Genomic DNA, 18,471 nt, shown 5'->3' with positions numbered 1-18,471 from the left:
GTCCGTCTCGTAGGATTCGGGCTTTTTTAACCCGGTGTTGGTAAAAATTAACGCCTCCCCGGGCGGGGGTGGCCGCGCGACTGGGGGGGCGGGGGGGGGGCGGGCCCCCCCCCCCCCGTCAGGACCCGCTTGCCTCAGCCGGTCTTACCGGCAGGCTGGTCCGGAGCGGACGGGTCCACCGTCTCGAGCGGGTCGGCGGCCGCGAGCGGCTGGGCGGCGTCCGCGACCGGGATGCCGGTCTTGGCGCGACGGCCGCGCCGTTCGATCCACGTGGCCAGGGCGGAGAGAGCCAGGCACATCGCGATGTAGATCGTGCCCCCGACGATGATCACCGGCACGAAGGGGTTGTCGTCGTTGACGACGATGTTGTTGGCGAGCTGCTGGAGCTGGAACAGCAGCTCCTGGTAGGTGATGACGTAGCCGAGCGAGGTGTCCTTCAGGGTCACCACGAGCTGGCTGATGATGGTCGGCAGCATCGCCCGGACGGCCTGCGGAATCAGGACCGTCGTCATGACCTGGGTCTTGCTCATACCGAGGGCGTAGGCGGCCTCACTCTGCCCGCGCGGCACCGAGTTGATGCCCGCACGCAGCACCTCGGCCTGCACCGAGCCGTTGTAGACGGTCAGTCCGATGACCAGCGCCCAGAAGCCGGTGCTGTCACCGGTGAGGCCCAGGTCGGTCCGGTAGGTGAGGAAGAGCACCCACAGCACGTAGATGGTGATCAGCAGCGGGATGGCCCGGAACAGTTCGATGAATCCGGTCGCGAGCCAGCGTATGGGCCGGTGGTCCGAGAGCCGGGCGACCGCGAGCACGACCCCCAGGACCAGCGAGAGTACCGCCGCCACGGCGAACACCTGGAGGGTGGTGAGCACGCCGTCGCGGATGCTGGTCCGCACGCCGGCGTTGTTGAAGATGTCCCACATCTCCGGCGCGAACTGTCCCTTGGCGTTCAGCCGCAGGACGATGAAGACGATCAGTCCGAGAACGGCGAGGGAGCCGATGACCGAGTAGACGCGGTTGCGGATACGGGCCTTGGGGCCGGGCGCGTCGTACAGGACGCTCGCGCTCATCGGGCCACCTCCAGACGGCTCTCCAGCAGTCGGAAGGCACCGCTGATGGTGAAGGTGATGACGAGGTAGCACAGGGCGACCCAGAGGAAGATCCACCCGATCGCGAAGCCCTTGTCGCTGAGCAGCTTCGAGACGTTGAACAGTTCGGTGTTGCTGAAGGCGCCCGCGATGGCCGAGTTCTTCGTCAGAGCGATGAAGATACTGCTCATGGGAGGTATCACGGTCCGGGTGGCCTGGGGGAGGACGATCATCCGCAGCGTCTGGGTGAAGGTCATGCCCAGGCTGCGGGCGGCCTCCGCCTGGCCGAGCGGCACGGTGTTGATACCGGACCGCACGGCCTCGCAGACGAAGGACGACGTGTAGCAGCCCAGCGCCAGCATCGCGAGAACGAACGGACTCGTCCCCGGGAACAAGATCTGCGGGACCACGAAGAAGGCGATCAGGAACAGCAGGGTCAGCGGGGTGTTGCGCAACAGGGTGACCCACGCCGTGCCGAAGGCGCGCAGCGGCGGAATGGGGGACACCCGGAAGCCGGCCATGATGATGCCCAGGATGAGGGCGAGCGCCGCACTGGCCGCCGTGAGGGCGAGGGTTCCGAGGAACCCCTCACGGAATTGGGGCAAATGATCGAGGAGTACGTTCATCGATTCTCCGCGGTAGCGGTCGGGTCAGCGGCGTGCGGAGCGCACCGGCTTCACGGGTGAACGGGGGACCGGGGGCCGGACCGCTCAGTAGCGGGGCAGCGGGGTCTTCGGCGCGACGTAGGAGGAGCCCGACTTGCCGAGCGTGCCGACGTACGCCTTCTTGTAGTCGCCGTTCTTGATGTGCTTCTCCAGCGAGTCGGTGATCGCGTCGCGCAGCACCTTGTCGTCCTTGTTCATCCCGATGCCGTACGGCTCCTCGGTGAACGGCTTCTCGACCAGCTTGAGCTTCGACGGCCGCTGGGCCGCGTAGCCCTTGAGGATCGCGTCGTCAGTGGTGACCGCGTCGACCTGGCCGTCGAGGAGCTGCTTGACGCACAGCGAGTACTTGCTCAGCTCGGTGGTCTTGGCGCCGTACTTCGCCTTCTTGATCTCCTGGAGCGGAGTGGAGCCGACGATCGAGCAGACCTTCTTGCCCTTGACGCTGTCCGGGCCGGTGATGCCCTTCTCGTCCTTGCGGACCAGCAGGTCGGCGCCGGCCTGGTAGTACGGGCCCGCGAAGCCGACCTGCTTCTTGCGCTCGTCGTTGATCGTGTAGGTGCCGACGTAGTAGTCGACCTGGCCCTTGGAGATGGAGGTCTCGCGGACGTTGGAGTCGACCGTCTTGAAGGTGATCTTGTCGGCCGAGAAGCCCAGGTCGGCGGCGACCATCTTGGCGATCTCGATGTCGAAGCCGGAGCGCTTGCCCGCGGTGTCCACGAAACCCAGGAAGGGCTGGTCGGCCTTGGCGCCGATGACGATCTTGCCGCGCTTCTGGGCCGCCTGCAGGGTCGGCGAGTCCAGCTTCACGTCCTTGGCGACCGTGTACGAGCCGTCGAAGACGTCGCCGCCCTTCGGCTTGTCGCCGGCTGTGCCCGACTCGCCGCCACAGGCGGTCGCGGTCGCCGCCAGAGCGAGTGCCACCGCTGCGGCCGCTGCCGTGTTACGCATCCTCATGGTGCTGCCCCATCCTTGGTTCCGTACGTCTTCGCGGACTTGACGTCATCGCAAACTTGGTGCGCCGAAGCGGGCTCACTGACTCACTGGCTGAGCGGCTCAGTGGTGGAGGATCTTCGAGAGGAAGTCCTTGGCCCGGTCGCTGCGCGGGTTGTTGAAGAACTGGTCCGGCTCGGCCTCTTCGACGATCCGGCCGTCCGACATGAAGACCACGCGGTTCGCGGCGGAGCGCGCGAAGCCCATCTCGTGGGTGACGACGACCATCGTCATGCCGTCCCGGGCGAGCTGCTGCATGACCTCCAGCACCTCGTTGATCATCTCCGGGTCGAGGGCCGAGGTCGGCTCGTCGAAGAGCATCACCTTCGGGTCCATGGCCAGTGCCCGCGCGATCGCCACGCGCTGCTGCTGGCCGCCGGAGAGCTGGGCGGGGTACTTGTCCGCCTGGGCGCCGACGCCCACCCGGTCGAGCAGCTTGCGGGCCTTGTCCTCGGCGGCCTTCTTGTCGGCCTTACGGACCTTGATCTGGCCCAGCATCACGTTCTCGAGCACCGTCTTGTGCGCGAAGAGGTTGAAGGACTGGAACACCATTCCGACGTCCGCGCGAAGGCGGGCCAGCTCCCTGCCCTCCTGGGGCAGCGGCTTGCCGTCGATCGTGATGGAACCGGCGTCGATCGTCTCCAGCCGGTTGATCGTGCGGCACAGCGTGGACTTTCCGGACCCCGACGGCCCGATGACGACGACCACCTCACCGCGGGATATGGTCAGGTCGATGTCCTGGAGGACATGCAGCGCGCCGAAGTGCTTATTGACTCCGGACAGCGAGACCAACGCGTTCGCCACTGATGCGGCGTCCTTGGTCACCGATACTTCGCTCATTCGGCTTTCCGCTCCCGTCCTCCTTGGTTGGGAGGACATTAATGAGCAGCCACGATCAGCGTCATTACATCTGAGCGGAAATTGAGGATAACGATCTGGCCTCGGCCCGGCACACTGTGTAAAGGGCCCTAAGGGCGTCGTACCGGCTGCATAACGGAAACCTCCCTGTGACTGTATGCGTCTTGACGCCCGCGCGTGGATCGGAGTGGATTCCCTGGGGCCGTGTCTTCGGTCACGTTCGGGCCGCGCGCACCTGAGTCGCGTAACCCATGAGGTGGAAGGTGGAGGAGGGGCTGGTGAGGCTGCTGCTCGTCGAGGATGACAACCATGTCGCCGCGGCCCTGTCCGCGGTGCTGTCCCGGCATGGCTTCGACGTCACCCACGCCCGCAGCGGCGAGGAGGCGCTACGGGCACTGCTGCCCGGCGCGGGCGCGCCCTTCGGCGTCGTACTCCTCGACCTCGGTCTGCCGGACCAGGACGGCTTCGAGGTGTGCGGACGGATCCGCAAGCTCACCGCGACACCCGTGATCATGGTGACCGCGCGTTCCGACGTACGGTCCCGCATACACGGGCTCAACCTCGGTGCGGACGACTACGTGGTCAAGCCGTACGACACCATGGAGCTGCTCGCCCGTATCCACGCCGTCAGCAGGCGTACGCTCCCCTCCGACTCCGGTGCCGGGGCGGGTACTGAAGAGAGCGGAGAAGGCCCGCAGCCGCCGCTGCGGCTCGGCCCGGTCACCATCGAACTGCCCACCCGCCAGGTCTCGGTCGACGGCGCGACGATCTCGCTCACCCGCAAGGAGTTCGACCTGCTCGCGCTGCTCGCCCAGCGCCCCGGCGTGGTCTTCCGCCGTGAGCAGATCATCAGCGAGGTGTGGCGCACCAGTTGGGAGGGGACCGGGCGCACCCTGGAGGTGCACATCGCCTCGCTCCGCTCCAAGCTGCACATGCCTGCCCTGATCGAGACGGTGCGTGGCGTGGGCTACCGTCTCGTCGCCCCGGTCGGCTGAGCGGCCAGGGCCTTACGCGTGCGCACTCGCCTCCTCCCGCTGCTCATCGTCCTCATGGCGGGCGTCCTGCTGGCGCTCGGCTTCCCGCTCGCCGGGAGCCTGGCCGCCCGTGAGCAGCAGCGCGTGGTCGTCGACCGGATCGACGACACCGCCCGCTTCGCCGCGCTCGCCCAGTTCGTCACCGCGGGGCCGACGGCCGTGGCGGAGGAGGAGGGCGAGGGGGGCAACGAACGGCTCAATACGCTGAGTTCGGAACTCGCGCGCTACCACGATCTGTACGGCATCCGGGCCGGGGTGTTCTACCGGGACGGCCTGCGGATGGCCAAGGCGCCCGCCGACTGGCGGCTGCCCCGGAGCGGGCACGGCGCAGAGGCCTTCGACGAGGCCCTGGCCGGGCGCCGCAGCCACGATCCGCCGCAGGTGTGGCCCTGGCAGCAGGGCAGGCTCACGGTCGCCTCCCCCGTCGTACGGGACGGGGACGTGGTGGCCGTCGTGGTGACCGACTCGCCCACCGGCCGGATGCGCTCGCGCATCCTGCACGGCTGGCTGGTCATCGCGGGTGGGGAGTGCGCCGCGATGCTGCTCGCGGTGGGGGCCGCGATCCGGCTCACCGGCTGGGTGCTGCGGCCCGTACGCATCCTGGACACCGCCACGCACGACATCGCGACCGGGCGCATGCAGTCGCGGGTCGCGGCCGCCTCGGGCCCGCCGGAGCTGCGCCGGCTGGCCCGCTCGTTCAACGAGATGGCCGACAACGTCGAGGAAGTCCTGGAACAGCAGCGGGCCTTCGTCGCCGACGCCTCCCACCAGCTGCGCAACCCGCTCTCCGCGCTGTTGCTGCGCATCGAGCTGCTGGCGCTGGAACTGCCGGACGGCCATGAGGAGATCGCCTCGGTACGTACCGAGGGCAAGCGCCTGGCCCGTGTCCTGGACGATCTCCTCGACCTGGCCCTGGCCGAGCACACCGCGGCCGACCTGCGGCTCACCGATATCGCCGAACTGGCCGCCGACCGGGTGGACGCCTGGCTTCCGGTCGCCGGGCGCGAGGAGGTCGGCCTGGCCTATACGGGCCCTTCGGCCATCACCGGCTGGGCCGATCCGGTGGCCCTGTCCAGCGCTCTGGACGCGATCGTCGACAACGCGCTGAAGTTCACGCCCCAGGGGTCGCACGTCGAGGTCTCGGCGCGGGCCGAGGGCGAGACCATCGCCCTGACCGTCTCAGACGGCGGCCCCGGCCTCACCGAGGAGGAGCTGTCCCGGGTCGGTGACCGCTTCTGGCGCAGCAACCGGCACCAGAACGTCTCGGGTTCCGGGCTGGGCCTGTCCATCTCCCACGCCCTGCTCACGGCGGGCGGCGCCACCATGGACTACGCGCCCAACGAGCCCCGCGGGCTGCGCGTCACCATCACCCTGCCGCGCGGCAAGCCGCAGTGAGCCGCGTGCTGTCCCGGAGTCTTACGGCTTCTCGGAGCGGTAGTAGCGCGCCGCGCCCTTGTGCAGCGGCAGCGGATCGGTGAAGACGGCCGTCCGCAGGTCCACCTTCTGCGCGGCGTGCACCTTCGCCCCGATGCGGTCCCGGTTCTCTATCACCGTGCGGGTGACGCCCTTCGCCAGCTCCGGGTCCACCCGGTCCGTGGTGACCAGGAGATTCGGTACCGCGATCGTCTTGACGTCATCTGGCTGGCGCATCTCCTGATACGCGTCGGCGGGCACGGTCGCCGCCCGGTAGTAGCGCGTCACCCCGCCCTGCCGGTGCAGCGGGCCGGTGAGGTCGCCGAGCTGGACGAGCCGGATCGGATACATCCGGGCCAGGGTGCGCACCGCGGTGGTCGGCAGCCCGCCGGACCAGAAGAAGGCGTCCAGCTTCCCCTTCCGCAGCAGCTTCGGCATCGTGTCGATACCGGAGCGCACGGCCGTGATGTCCTTGTCGAAGCCGAGCCCGGCGGCCTTGAGCAGCCCCCGAGTGATCAGCTGTACGCCCGAGCCGTCGTCCCCGACGCCGACCCGCAGGCCGCGCAGATCCCGCGCCGAGCGCACCTTCGAGCCGCGCGGCACGATCAGCTGCATGTAGTCGTCGTACAGCCGCGCGCAGGCGCGCAGCCGCCCGGCGTCCTTGCCGTGGTAGGCGGCGACGGCGTCGGTGGCGGCGATGGCGAAGGTGGCCCGGCCCCGGGCCAGCCGCTCCACGTTGTCGGGCGACCCCCGGGTCTCCTGAAGCGTGACGTCCACATCGGGCAGGTCCCGGGACAGGTCCCGCCTCAGCATTTCGCCGTAGGTCTGGTAGACGCCGGTGGAGACCCCCGTCGCGAAGGTCACCTTCCCCCGGGGCTTCTCTCCGCCGCCGACCGGCAGGAGCCACCACAGCAGCAGCGCGAGCACGACCACGCCCGCCGCGGCGGACTGCAGGGCGCGGCGCCGGTCCGGGCGCGGAAGGTGGACGGCCATGGGCAGGATCCTGCCAGGCCCCGTCCCAGGAAGGGAGAGGGGTCCCGGGAAGGGAGGGGCGGGGGAGCGGGACGAACACGTACCCTGGTCGATTGAGATGAGTGCGAAGACTTACGAGGTGCGCACCTACGGGTGCCAGATGAACGTCCACGACTCCGAGCGCCTGTCCGGCCTGCTGGAAGGCGCCGGTTATGTCCGCGCGCCCGAAAGTACGGGTGAGGGCGAGGCCGACATCGTCGTCTTCAACACCTGCGCGGTGCGGGAGAACGCCGACAACCGGCTGTACGGCAATCTCGGCAGGCTCGCACCGATCAAGGCGCGGCGCCCGGGCATGCAGATCGCCGTGGGCGGGTGCCTGGCCCAGAAGGACCGGGACACCATCGTCAAGAAGGCCCCCTGGGTCGACGTCGTCTTCGGCACCCACAACATCGGCAGCCTGCCGGTGCTGCTGGAGCGCGCCCGGGTCCAGGAAGAGGCCCAGGTCGAGATCGCCGAGTCGCTGGAGGCCTTCCCCTCCACCCTTCCGACGCGGCGCGAGTCCGCGTACGCCGCGTGGGTCTCCATCTCCGTCGGCTGCAACAACACCTGCACGTTCTGCATCGTCCCGGCGCTGCGCGGCAAGGAGAAGGACCGCCGCCCGGGCGACATCCTCGCCGAGGTGGAGGCACTGGTCGCCGAGGGTGTCACCGAGATCACCCTGCTCGGCCAGAACGTGAACGCGTACGGCTCGGACATCGGCGACCGCGAGGCGTTCAGCAAGCTGCTGCGGGCCTGCGGGAACGTGGAGGGGCTGGAGCGGGTCCGGTTCACCTCGCCGCATCCGCGTGACTTCACGGACGACGTCATCGCCGCCATGGCGGAGACGGAGAACGTGATGCCGCAGTTGCACATGCCGCTGCAGTCCGGTTCGGACACCGTGCTGAAGGCGATGCGCCGCTCGTACCGGCAGGAGCGCTACCTCGGCATCATCGAGAAGGTGCGCGCCGCGATGCCGGACGCCGCCATCTCGACCGACATCATCGTCGGCTTCCCCGGCGAGACGGACGAGGACTTCGAGCAGACCCTGCACGTGGTCCGCGAGGCGCGGTTCGCCCAGGCGTTCACCTTCCAGTACTCCAAGCGGCCCGGGACGCCCGCCGCCGAGATGGACGGGCAGCTGCCGAAGGCGGTCGTCCAGGAGCGGTACGAGCGGCTGGTCGCCCTCCAGGAGGAGATCTCCTGGGAGGAGAACAAGAAGCAGGAGGGGCGGACGCTGGAGGTGCTCGTCGCCGAGGGCGAGGGCCGCAAGGACGACGCCACCCGGCGGCTGTCCGGCCGCGCCCCCGACAACCGCCTGGTGCACTTCACCCGGCCCGAGGAGCCGGTGCGCCCCGGTGACGTCGTCACCGTCGACATCACGTACGCCGCGCCGCACCACCTGCTGGCCGAGGGCCCGGCCCGGGGCGTCCGGCGCACGCGCGCGGGCGACGCCTGGGAGCGGCGGAACACGGCCGGGGAGAAGAAGCCCGCGGGCGTGATGCTGGGGCTGCCCACCATCGGCGCGCCCGCCCCTGCCCCAGCGCCCGCGACGGGCTGCGGCTGCGACTGACGACCGGCCGCTGATCCGCCACTGTCCGGCCTCAGACCGGCCACTGACCGGCCAGTGTCCGGCCGCTGGCCGACCGCGACGGCGGGTCCGCCCCGCCGGATAGGCTGGCGATCATGCTGATCGCCGCCGCCGTCTGTCCCTGTCCGCCGCTGCTGGTGCCCGAGGTGGCCGCCGGAGCGGCCCCCGAGCTAGACGGGCTGCGCGCGGCCTGCCTGGACGCGGTGGCGGCGCTGGCGGCGGCCCGGCCCGAGCGGCTGATCGTGGCCGGACCGGCGGAGCAGGCCGGGCGCGGGGCCCATGCGCAGGGTGCCACCGGATCGTTCCGCGGCTTCGGCGTGGACGTGGAGGTACGGCTCGGGGGCGCGGCGCCCGGGGGCGGCGCGGTCGGCGGGCCGCTGCCGCCGTCGCTGGCGGTCGGCGCCTGGCTGCTGGAACGCGCGGGGTGGGACGTTTCTCCCGTCGAGGGGCTGGGCGTGGGGGAACCTCTCGAGGCCGAGCGGTGTATCCAAGTCGGAAGGAAGCTCGCCGCGTCGGCGGAGCGGGTCGCGCTGCTGGTGATGGGCGACGGCAGCGCGTGCCGGACGCTGAAGGCACCGGGCTATCTCGACGAGCGCGCCGCCGCGTTCGACGCCGAGCTGGCGCGTGCGCTGGCGGCGGCCGACACCGCGGCCCTCGCGGCGCTCGACGAGCAGCTGGCCTACGAGCTGAAGGCGGCTGGCCGCGCACCGCTGCAGGTGCTCGCGGGAGCGGCCGAAGGGGCGGGGCTGAAGGGGGAGTTGCGGTATGACGAAGCGCCATACGGCGTGGGGTATTTCGTGGCCCGCTGGGCGTAGCGCGGGCATCGCGCACCGCGGGCGCGGTGGGGCGCGGGCACAGGACCGCCGCGGCCGCGAGGCATCCGCTCCGCGGCCGCGTAGCGGCGGGGGTCAGGCGCTGTCGCCGCCCTGGTCCTTGCGCTCGTTCCCGCCGCGGTCCTCGTTCCGGTGGGAGAGGCGGTTGAGGGCGCCCTTCGCCTTGCCCGTGCCAGTCTCGATCCTTGCGCTGTACTTGCCCTTGGTCCTGGTGTCGACCGTCTTGGCTGCCTTGTCGAGACCCCGCTCGATCTTGGCCTCGTGCTGCTGCGCGAAGCTGCCGGCCCGGTCCTTCATGACACCGGCCTTGGCCTTGAGATTGTCCAGCAGGCCCATGGGCCACCTTCCCTCATCGGATCCCTTATGTGCGGGCGCCCTCACCGGCCTCGCTGTCGGCCGTCTCGGCCGCGGACTGCTGCTTCGGGATGGCTGCCGTCCCCTCTCCCGTCGCGGCCCCCTCCTCGCTCCGCTCCGGCTCCGCCTCGGCGGAGGCCCCGGGGGCCGGTGCCGCTGTCACGGCGTCGGCCGCGGACTGCTCGGATGGCGCTGCTTCGGACGGACGGCTCGTCTCCTTCGACGCACGACGAAACCTGGAAAACACGCCCATATCTACTCCATAGCCTACTCGTGTGGGCGAAATCCCGTGCCGCTCGGAGCGTCCCATTGCGCCGCTCGCGGGCACCGGTCCCCCGAACCGGTCCTCGGAACCTCGCAACAGGCAACGAACACGGCCGTCCCCCGTCACGTCGCTCGTTCGAGGAGGCCCCCGGGGGTTTGCGAGACTGGGCGGGTGAATACAGCAGGCCATCCGCCGCGAGTCATCGCCGTCGTCGGCCCCACCGCGGCCGGTAAGTCCGATCTGGGCGTCGCGCTCGCCCGGCACCTCGACGGCGAGGTCGTCAACGCCGACTCCATGCAGCTCTACCGGGGCATGGACATCGGCACCGCCAAACTGACGGAGGAGGAGCGGCAGGGGGTGCCCCACCGTCTGCTCGGCATCTGGGACGTCACCCAGACGGCCAGCGTCGCCGAATACCAGCGACTGGCCCGCGCCGAGATGGACCGGCTGCTCGCCGAGGGCCGTACACCGGTCCTGGTCGGCGGCTCCGGTCTGTACCTCCGCGGCGCGATCGACGCGCTCGACTTCCCGGGCACCGACCCCGCCGTGCGGGCCCGGCTCGAAGCCGAGCTGGCGGAGCTGGGCCCGGGAGTCCTGCACACCCGGCTGGCGGCCGCCGACCCCGAGGCGGGCCGGGCGATCCTGCCCAGCAACGGGCGGCGGGTGGTGCGGGCGCTGGAGGTCATAGAGATCACCGGCCGCCCCTTCACGGCCAACCTCCCCGGTCACGAGGCCGTCTACGACACCCTCCAGATCGGCGTGGACGTCGAGCGGCCCGAGCTGGACGAGCGGATCACCGTGCGCGTGGACCGGATGTGGGAGGCCGGCCTGGTGGACGAGGTCAGGGGGCTCGAAGCGGCCGGGCTGCGGGAGGGACGTACGGCCTCCCGAGCCCTCGGCTACCAGCAGGTGCTCGCCGCCCTCGCCGGAGAGTGCACGGAGGACGAGGCCCGGGCCGAGACCGTGCGCGCCACCAAGCGGTTCGCGCGCCGCCAGGACTCCTGGTTCCGCCGCGATCCGAGGGTCCACTGGCTCAGCGGAGCGGCCGCGGACCGGGAAGAACTCCTGGCGAGCGCGCTCGCGTTGGTTGAACGGGCGGTCACAGCCTGATCACGTGATGGCATCGGGACGCTCCGCTCGTCATCGAGGCCCCCGCGAGCATGCCATCATCGAGCTCCGATCGTGCGTGTGTCTGGAGTGGGGAGGGCGTGTGGCGATGGAGGCCGGCCCTCGCAACGCATCGCAGCCAGCAGCGCGGGACTCGCCGCACGGCGAGCCCGGGCCGCTGACCCCGGACGGCCCCGACGAGGTGCCCGCGCTCCCCGAGCTGGGGGACCCGGTTCTCGACGAGGCGGGGGAGCCCGGCGAAGCGGGCTCCGGGGAGTCCTTCCGCGAGCTGCGCCCGCCCCGCCGGATGCGGATCTGGCAGATCGCGCCGATCGTCGGCCTCGCCATCCTCGGCTCGCTGATGTTCGCCTTCCCGCTCGCCTTCGAGTTCGGCGACGGAGGCGCGGTCGTGGCCATGCTCGGCCTGCTGCTCAGCTGCTGCGCGGCGGGCTGGGGCCTGATGGCCGCCCGCCGGGTGGGCTACACCTGGCCCGGCCTGCCGCCCCGGGGCTCCGGCCGCCGCCCGGACTGGCGTTTCGTCGTGCTCTACGTGGTGATCGTGGTGCTGCTCGCGGCCCTCACCATCTGGCGCGTGGCCCGCCTGCGCTAGAAGGGGTCCCCGGTGCTCCCGGGCCCGCCCGGCACGGAGCGACGGGCTGTGCCGAGCCCCCGTAGGATCGAGGAATGAGCAACGCGCCCCGGCTGCGGTTCCTGAAGGGCCACGGCACTGAGAACGACTTCGTCATCGTCCCCGACCTGGACGGTCACCTGGAGCTGTCCGCGGCCGCCGTCGCCCGGATCTGCGACCGCCGCGCCGGTGTCGGCGGCGACGGGCTGATCCGCGTCGTGCGGTCGTCGGCGCACCCTGAGGCGCGGGCGATGGCCGCCGAGGCCGAGTGGTTCATGGACTACCGCAACGGCGACGGCAGCGTCGCCGAGATGTGCGGGAACGGCGTCCGCGTGTTCGCCCGGTACCTGCAGCGGGCGGGGCTCGCCGAGGAGGGCGACCTGACGATCGCGACCCGGGCCGGGCTGCGGCATGTCCACATCGCCAAGGCCGCCGGGGACGCCAAGGCGGCCGGGGAGCCCGGGGGCGCCCCGGACGGCGGCGCGATCACCGTCGGCATGGGCAAGGCCGCGCTGCCCGAGCCCGGCCCCGACGGCGGCATCACGGTCACGGTCGGCGACCGGACCTGGTCCGCCCGCAACGTGAACATGGGCAACCCGCACGCGGTCGCCTTCGTCGACGACCTCGACCAGGCCGGGACCCTGTTCACGGCTCCCGCCGTGCACCCCGCCACCGCGTACCCGGACGGCGTCAACGTCGAGTTCGTCGTCGACCGCGGCCCGCGGCACGTCGCGCTGCGCGTGCACGAGCGCGGCTCCGGCGAGACCCGTTCCTGCGGCACCGGCGCCTGCGCCGTCATGGTGGCCGCCGCGCGCCGCGACGGGGCCGATCCGGGCGTCACCGGGCACCCCGTCACGTACACGGTGGACGTACCGGGCGGGCGACTTGTGATCAGCGAGCGGCCGGACGGTACGGTGGAGATGACGGGCCCTGCCGTGATCGTTGCCGAGGGGGAGCTTGATCCCGTATGGCTGGACGCGGCCCTCGACTGAACTCGTCCCTCTCATGGGTGATCCGTTTCACTCTGGGCGAGAGCCGGTCAGCCGTGCGTGGTGGGCTCGATAGCATCAAGCACCGGCCCCGGGGGAGTGCCCACGCCGGTTGACGCTCGACGCCGCCGGAGGTGCCCATGAGCGCAGAGGCTCCAGATCAAGCCGCTCTCGGCCGCAGGCGCGGCCTCCCCCGCATCGACCTGCGCAATATCCGCAGATTCGGCCGGGCCGCGCTGCAGGGACCGGCATCCCGGGACCGGCTGCCGGACGCGATCGAACACGTCGCGAAGGTGCACCGCGCGTACCACCCGGGCGCCGATCTGGACGTGCTGCGCCAGGCGTACGTCCTCGCCGAGTCCTCCCACCGCGGCCAGATGCGCAAGAGCGGTGAGCCGTACATCACCCATCCGCTGGCCGTCACGCTCATCCTCGCCGAACTGGGCGCCGAGACCACCACGTTGACGGCGTCTCTGCTCCACGACACGGTCGAGGACACCGAGGTGACGCTCGACCAGGTGGGGGAGCAGTTCGGCGAGGAGGTGCGCTATCTCGTCGACGGCGTCACCAAGTTGGAGAAGGTCGACTACGGGGCGGCGGCCGAGCCCGAGACGTTCCGCAAGATGCTCGTGGCCACCGGCAACGACGTCCGGGTGATGTCGATCAAGCTCGCCGACCGGCTGCACAACATGCGCACCCTCGGCGTGATGCGCCCCGAGAAACAGGCCCGCATCGCCAAGGTCACCCGCGACGTCCTGATCCCGCTGGCCGAACGGCTCGGCGTGCAGGCGCTCAAGACCGAGCTGGAGGACCTGGTCTTCGCGATCCTCCACCCCGAGGAGTACACCCGCACCCGGGAGCTGCTCCAGTCCCACGCGGACCGCCCCGACCCGCTCACCCGCGCCGCCGGGGACGTACGGGCCGTGCTGCAGGAGGCGGGCATCACCGCCGAAGTCCTGGTGCGCCCACGGCACTTCGTCTCTGTCCACCGCGCCGGGATCAAGCGTGGCGAGCTGACCGGATCCGACCTCGGGCGGCTTCTGGTCCTCGTCGCCGACGACGCGGACTGTTACGCGGTCCTCGGCGAGCTGCACACCTGTTTCACCCCGGTGATCTCGGAGTTCAAGGACTTCATCGCCGTCCCCAAGTTCAACCTGTACCAGTCGCTGCACACGGCCGTGGCCGGGCGCACCGGTGAGGTCGCCGAAGTCCTCATCCGCACGCACCAGATGCACCGGGTCGCCGAGGCCGGGGTGATCGCCCTCGGCAATCCGTACGCCCCGACCGAGACGGCCACCGCGCCCGAGGGCGAGCGGGCCGACCCCACCCGCCCCGGCTGGCTGTCCCGGCTGCTCGAATGGCAGAGCGCCACCCCCGACCCCGACATCTTCTGGACCGCGCTGCGCGACGACCTCGCCCAGGACCGGGAGATCACGGTCTTCCGGTCCGACGGCGGCACCCTGGGCCTGCCCGCGGGCGCGAGCTGCGTGGACGCCGCGTACGCCCAGTACGGCGAGGACGCCCACTCCTGTATCGGGGCCCGGGTCAACGGGCGGATCGCGACGCTCAGCACCGTGCTGTGCGACGGTGACACGCTCCAGCTGCTGATGACGGGGGACGCGGCCTCGTCCGGGCCCTCGCCGGAATGGCTCGACCACGCCCGTACCCCGGCCGCGCGCATCGCCATCAACCGCTGGCTGGCCGCCCACCCGGCCGACCCGGCGCACGAGCCGCCGCAGGGCCAGGCGCCCGGCGCCGAGCATCTGCACGGCCCCGAGGATCCGGACGAGGCCGATCCGGACGATGTCGATCCGGAAGACGCGGGCGACGAGGGCACCGCCGCGCTGCCCGGGGTCCCCGCGGGCCGCCCGGAGGCGGGCATCGTCGTCGACCTGCCCGGCGTGATCGTACGGCTGGCCCGGTGCTGCACCCCCGTACCGCCGGACGCCATCACCGGCTTCGCGGTGCGCGGCGGCGCCGTCACCGTCCACCGCGAGCGGTGCCCCGCCGTGGCGCGGATGACCGCCGCCGGGCGGGAGCGGGTCGGGGTGCGCTGGTCGGAGGAGGACGACGGGGACGGGGGCGACTACCGGGTCACCCTCTTCGCGGAGGCGTTCAGCAGGCCCCATCTGCTCGCGGACCTCACCGAGGCTATCGCCGCGGAGGGCGCCGAGGTGGTCGCCGCCGCCGTCGAACCGCCGCGTGAGCAGCGGGTCCGCCATACGTACACGCTCCAGCTGTCCGACGCGGGGCGGCTGCCGACGCTGATGCGGGCCATGCGCGACGTTCCCGGCGTCTACGACGTGACCCGGGAGGGCCGCCGAGTGGCGACCGCCCGTTCCTGAACTCCTTCGGGTGGATCGGGCCCGGGTGGGACTGCGCCCCCGCCCGGGCGCTGATAGCCGTAAGGCATGACGCATTCTCCGGGCCCCCGCCCTCCCGGTCCCCTTCCGCCGATGGGGCGCCGCAGGACCGCCCTCGTGGCCGTCGCCCTGGCCGCCGTCCTCGCCTCGGTCGGCCCGTCCTCCGCCGCCTTGCCGGTGAGCGCCACGGGCCCGCGGGCGCTCGGCATCGGCGACCCGCTCTACCCGCGGCTCGGCAACCCCGGCTATGACGTCACGGCGTACGACATCGCCCTGGACTACCGCCGCGCGGACCGGCCGCTGAACGCCGTCACCACCATCGACGCCCGCGCCACCACCGGATTACGCACCATCAACCTGGACTTCACCCAGGGCACCGTGCGCTCCGTGAGCGTCGACGGCGCGCCCGCCGCGTTCACCACCGCACACGAGGACCTGGTCATCACCCCGCGCGCCAAGATCGCGCGGGGCGCCGGGTTCCGGGTCACCGTCCGGCACACCAGCGACCCCGGGGACGGCGCGGGAGGCGGCTGGGTCCGCACCCGGGACGGGCTGGCCATGGCCAACCAGGCCGACGCCGCCCACCGGGTCTTCCCGTGCAACGACCATCCGTCCGACAAGGCGCGCTTCATCTTCCGGGTCACCGCGCCGAAGAACCTCACGGTCGTCGCGGGCGGCCTTCGGACCGGGCGCGTCCACGAAGGGGCGCGCACCACCTGGACGTACCGCCTCGCCCACCCCATGGCCACCGAGCTGGCGCAGGTCTCCATCGGCCGGTCCGCCGTGCTCCACCGCACCGGCCCGCACGGGCTGCCGGTGCGCGACGTGGTGCCCGTAGCGGACCGCAAGAAGCTCGCGAAGTGGCTCGCGCGCACTCCGGGGCAGCTGGCCTGGATGGAGAAGCGGGTCGGACCGTACCCGTTCGAGGACTACGGTGTGCTGATCTCCCACGCCACCACGGGCTTCGAGCTGGAGACCCAGACGCTCTCGCTCTTCGAACGCGGTCTCTTCATCGGCGACGAGTTCCCGCGGTGGTACGTGGAGTCGATCATGCTGCACGAACTGGCGCACCAATGGTTCGGCGACAGCGTCAGCCCGCGCCGCTGGTCCGATCTGTGGCTCAACGAAGGCCACGCCACCTGGTACGAGGCGCTGTACGCGGAGCAGTACGGCAAGGCGAGCCTGGAGCGGCGGATGCGGCTGGCCTACGAGCAGTCCGACGCCTGGCGCGCCGAAGGAGGGCCACCGGCCGCCCCCAGGCCCGCCGCACCCGGCAAGCAGATCGGGCTGTTCCGGCCGATCGTCTACGACGGCAGCGCGCTGATCCTGTACGCGCTGCGGCAGCGGATCGGCCGGGCGGACTTCGAGCGGCTGGAGCGGCAGTGGGTGGTCCGCCACCGTGACGGCGTGGCCTCGACCGCCGACTTCATCCGGCTGGCCTCGGAGGTGGCGGGCCGTGACCTGACGGGCTTCCTGCGCGCGTGGCTGTACGGGGAGAAGACGCCGAAGATGCCCGGGCACCCCGGCTGGAAGCCCGACCCGGTGCCGGACGCGAGGCCGGGCGCGAAGCAGGGCGCCAAGCCGGGTGCGAAGCCTGGCGCCAAGCCCGCGACCCATGGCCCGGCGGCGCGCCATACCGCGAAACACGGGTGACGGCCCCGCCGCCGCGTGCGACCATCGAGGAGTCGGCGTCGCCGCCGGAGCGGTGGGGAATCCCACGGGTCCGTCGCGCGTTGACGACAGTGACGATGTCCCTCGACGTAAGGATTCCTTTGACCCACTCCTCTTCCCTTCCGCAGGACCGGCAGCGCCTCGCCGAGAGCCTTCGGGCCGACGCCCTGATGGAAGAGGACGTCGCCTGGAGTCACGAGATCGACGAGGAGCGTGACGGCGACCAGTACGACCGCTCCGACCGTGCCGCGCTGCGGCGCGTGGCGGGGCTCTCCACCGAACTCGAGGACGTCACCGAGGTCGAGTACCGGCAGCTGCGCCTGGAGCGCGTGGTGCTGGTCGGCGTCTGGACGTCCGGCACGGTGCAGGACGCGGAGAACTCCCTCGCCGAGCTGGCCGCGCTCGCGGAGACCGCGGGCGCCGCGGTGCTCGACGGCGTCATCCAGCGCCGTAACAAGCCCGACCCGGCGACGTACATCGGCTCCGGCAAGGCCGAGGAACTGCGCGATGTCGTGATCGACTCCGGTGCCGACACCGTCGTGTGCGACGGTGAGCTGAGCCCCGGCCAGCTGATCCACCTCGAGGACGTCGTCAAGGTCAAGGTGGTGGACCGTACCGCCCTGATCCTCGACATCTTCGCCCAGCACGCCAAGTCCCGCGAGGGTAAGGCGCAGGTCTCGCTCGCCCAGATGCAGTACATGCTGCCGAGGCTGCGCGGCTGGGGTCAGTCGCTGTCCCGGCAGATGGGTGGCGGTGGCTCCGGATCGTCGGGCGGCGGTATGGCCACCCGTGGTCCCGGTGAGACCAAGATCGAGACGGACCGGCGCCGCATTCGCGAGAAGATGGCGAAGATGCGTCGCGAGATCGCCGAGATGAAGACCGGCCGCGACATCAAGCGGCAGGAGCGCAGGCGCCACAAGGTCCCCTCGGTCGCCATCGCCGGGTACACCAACGCGGGCAAGTCCTCGCTGCTCAACCGGCTCACCGGCGCGGGCGTGCTGGTGGAGAACGCGCTGTTCGCCACCCTGGACCCGACCGTGCGCCGGGCCGAGACCCCCAGCGGGCGGCTGTACACGCTGGCGGACACGGTCGGCTTCGTGCGCCATCTGCCGCACCACCTGGTCGAGGCGTTCCGTTCCACCATGGAGGAGGTCGGCGACGCCGATCTGATCCTCCATGTGGTGGACGGCTCGCATCCGGTGCCGGAGGAGCAGCTGGCCGCGGTGCGCGAGGTGATCCGTGATGTGGGCGCGGTCGATGTGCCCGAGATCGTGATCATCAACAAGGCGGACAAGGCCGACCCGCTCGTGCTGCAGCGGCTGCTGCGCATGGAGCGGCGCGCGATGGCCGTCTCGGCGCGCTCCGGGCAGGGCATCGACGAGCTGCTCGCGGTGATTGATGACGAGCTGCCCCGGCCGCAGGTCGAGATCGAGGCGCTGGTGCCGTACACCGAGGGCAAGCTGGTCTCGCGTGCGCACGCCGACGGTGAGGTGATCTCCGAGGAGCACACCCCGGAGGGCACGCTGCTCAAGGCACGGGTGCACGAGGAACTGGCGGCCGAGCTGCGGCGGTTCGTACCGGCCGCGGCAGGCATCCAGCAGTAGTACCGAACGG

The 18,471-nt window shown here is 71.2% G+C and carries 17 protein-coding genes; 10 read left to right on the top strand and 7 right to left on the bottom strand.

Going from position 1 to position 18,471, the window contains the following annotated elements:
* Window positions 1-134: 134 nt before the first annotated feature.
* From ACFV9T_RS17600 to ACFV9T_RS17585, 4 genes are all read right to left on the bottom strand, one after another.
* Entirely contained in the window at window positions 135-1,070 is a 936-nt protein-coding gene (locus ACFV9T_RS17600) for an amino acid ABC transporter permease (RefSeq protein WP_385441102.1), read from the bottom strand.
* Window positions 1,067-1,714: an amino acid ABC transporter permease gene (locus tag ACFV9T_RS17595; RefSeq protein ID WP_385441100.1), complete on the bottom strand. Its 648-nt coding sequence runs from the start codon at window positions 1,712-1,714 to the stop codon at window positions 1,067-1,069. Before ACFV9T_RS17595 ends, ACFV9T_RS17600 begins: the two co-directional genes overlap by 4 nt.
* An 84-nt stretch (window positions 1,715-1,798) precedes the next feature.
* The gene (locus tag ACFV9T_RS17590) at window positions 1,799-2,707 is read right to left on the bottom strand and encodes a glutamate ABC transporter substrate-binding protein (protein WP_385441099.1); all 909 of its coding nucleotides are present in this window, start codon (window positions 2,705-2,707) and stop codon (window positions 1,799-1,801) included.
* Window positions 2,708-2,806: 99 nt separating this feature from the next.
* Window positions 2,807-3,583: an amino acid ABC transporter ATP-binding protein gene (locus tag ACFV9T_RS17585; RefSeq protein WP_385441096.1), complete on the bottom strand. Its 777-nt coding sequence runs from the start codon at window positions 3,581-3,583 to the stop codon at window positions 2,807-2,809.
* A gap of 296 nt (window positions 3,584-3,879) precedes the next feature.
* Between ACFV9T_RS17585 and ACFV9T_RS17580 the strand changes: the two genes are divergently transcribed.
* Window positions 3,880-4,596, top strand: a complete 717-nt coding sequence (locus tag ACFV9T_RS17580; RefSeq protein ID WP_385441094.1) for a response regulator transcription factor — start codon at window positions 3,880-3,882, stop codon at window positions 4,594-4,596.
* Between the two features lie 18 nt (window positions 4,597-4,614).
* Window positions 4,615-6,030 carry an ATP-binding protein gene (locus ACFV9T_RS17575; RefSeq protein WP_385441093.1) on the top strand — a complete coding sequence of 472 codons (1,416 nt, stop codon included), beginning with the start codon at window positions 4,615-4,617 and terminating at the stop codon, window positions 6,028-6,030.
* Window positions 6,031-6,051: 21 nt separating this feature from the next.
* Here the strand turns inward: ACFV9T_RS17575 and ACFV9T_RS17570 are convergent, their stop codons facing one another.
* Entirely contained in the window at window positions 6,052-7,041 is a 990-nt protein-coding gene (locus tag ACFV9T_RS17570) for a TAXI family TRAP transporter solute-binding subunit (protein ID WP_385441091.1), read from the bottom strand.
* Window positions 7,042-7,138: 97 nt separating this feature from the next.
* On the opposite strand from ACFV9T_RS17570, the gene miaB reads away from it, so the two are divergent.
* Window positions 7,139-8,629 carry a tRNA (N6-isopentenyl adenosine(37)-C2)-methylthiotransferase MiaB gene (miaB, locus tag ACFV9T_RS17565; RefSeq protein WP_385441089.1) on the top strand — a complete coding sequence of 497 codons (1,491 nt, stop codon included), beginning with the start codon at window positions 7,139-7,141 and terminating at the stop codon, window positions 8,627-8,629.
* Window positions 8,630-8,742: 113 nt separating this feature from the next.
* Window positions 8,743-9,462: a class III extradiol dioxygenase subunit B-like domain-containing protein gene (locus ACFV9T_RS17560; RefSeq protein ID WP_385441088.1), complete on the top strand. Its 720-nt coding sequence runs from the start codon at window positions 8,743-8,745 to the stop codon at window positions 9,460-9,462.
* Between the two features lie 93 nt (window positions 9,463-9,555).
* On the opposite strand, the gene ACFV9T_RS17555 is transcribed toward ACFV9T_RS17560, so the two are convergent.
* Together ACFV9T_RS17555 and ACFV9T_RS17550 are read right to left on the bottom strand one after the other, a co-directional pair.
* Entirely contained in the window at window positions 9,556-9,816 is a 261-nt protein-coding gene (locus ACFV9T_RS17555; RefSeq protein WP_385441086.1) for an antitoxin, read from the bottom strand.
* 25 nt (window positions 9,817-9,841) lie between these two features.
* Window positions 9,842-9,997 carry a gliding motility protein gene (locus ACFV9T_RS17550; RefSeq protein ID WP_385441084.1) on the bottom strand — a complete coding sequence of 52 codons (156 nt, stop codon included), beginning with the start codon at window positions 9,995-9,997 and terminating at the stop codon, window positions 9,842-9,844.
* Window positions 9,998-10,270: 273 nt separating this feature from the next.
* Between ACFV9T_RS17550 and miaA the strand changes: the two genes are divergently transcribed.
* The 6 genes from miaA (at window position 10,271) to hflX (ending at window position 18,461) form a co-directional block, all read left to right on the top strand.
* Window positions 10,271-11,209 (top strand): tRNA (adenosine(37)-N6)-dimethylallyltransferase MiaA, encoded by a 939-nt coding sequence (miaA, locus tag ACFV9T_RS17545; protein WP_385441082.1) that lies wholly within the window; start codon window positions 10,271-10,273, stop codon window positions 11,207-11,209.
* Between the two features lie 106 nt (window positions 11,210-11,315).
* Complete coding sequence (locus ACFV9T_RS17540; protein ID WP_385441080.1) at window positions 11,316-11,816, top strand: hypothetical protein; 501 nt, start codon at window positions 11,316-11,318, stop codon at window positions 11,814-11,816.
* Window positions 11,817-11,890: 74 nt separating this feature from the next.
* Window positions 11,891-12,826 (top strand): diaminopimelate epimerase, encoded by a 936-nt coding sequence (gene dapF / locus ACFV9T_RS17535; RefSeq protein ID WP_385441078.1) that lies wholly within the window; start codon window positions 11,891-11,893, stop codon window positions 12,824-12,826.
* A gap of 137 nt (window positions 12,827-12,963) precedes the next feature.
* On the top strand, window positions 12,964-15,168 hold the full coding sequence (locus ACFV9T_RS17530; protein WP_385441077.1) for a RelA/SpoT family protein: 2,205 nt from the start codon (window positions 12,964-12,966) through the stop codon (window positions 15,166-15,168).
* Between the two features lie 111 nt (window positions 15,169-15,279).
* Window positions 15,280-16,839 (top strand): M1 family metallopeptidase, encoded by a 1,560-nt coding sequence (locus ACFV9T_RS17525; RefSeq protein ID WP_385441076.1) that lies wholly within the window; start codon window positions 15,280-15,282, stop codon window positions 16,837-16,839.
* 119 nt (window positions 16,840-16,958) lie between these two features.
* The gene (hflX, locus tag ACFV9T_RS17520; RefSeq protein ID WP_385441074.1) at window positions 16,959-18,461 is read left to right on the top strand and encodes a GTPase HflX; all 1,503 of its coding nucleotides are present in this window, start codon (window positions 16,959-16,961) and stop codon (window positions 18,459-18,461) included.
* The last annotated feature ends 10 nt before the right edge of the window (window positions 18,462-18,471 follow it).

Source organism: Streptomyces sp. NPDC059850, assembly GCF_042731515.1.
Lineage (GTDB): Bacteria > Actinomycetota > Actinomycetes > Streptomycetales > Streptomycetaceae > Streptomyces.
The sequence above is the reverse complement of the archived record's forward strand: the minus strand, read 5'-3'. Positions and strand labels throughout refer to the sequence as shown.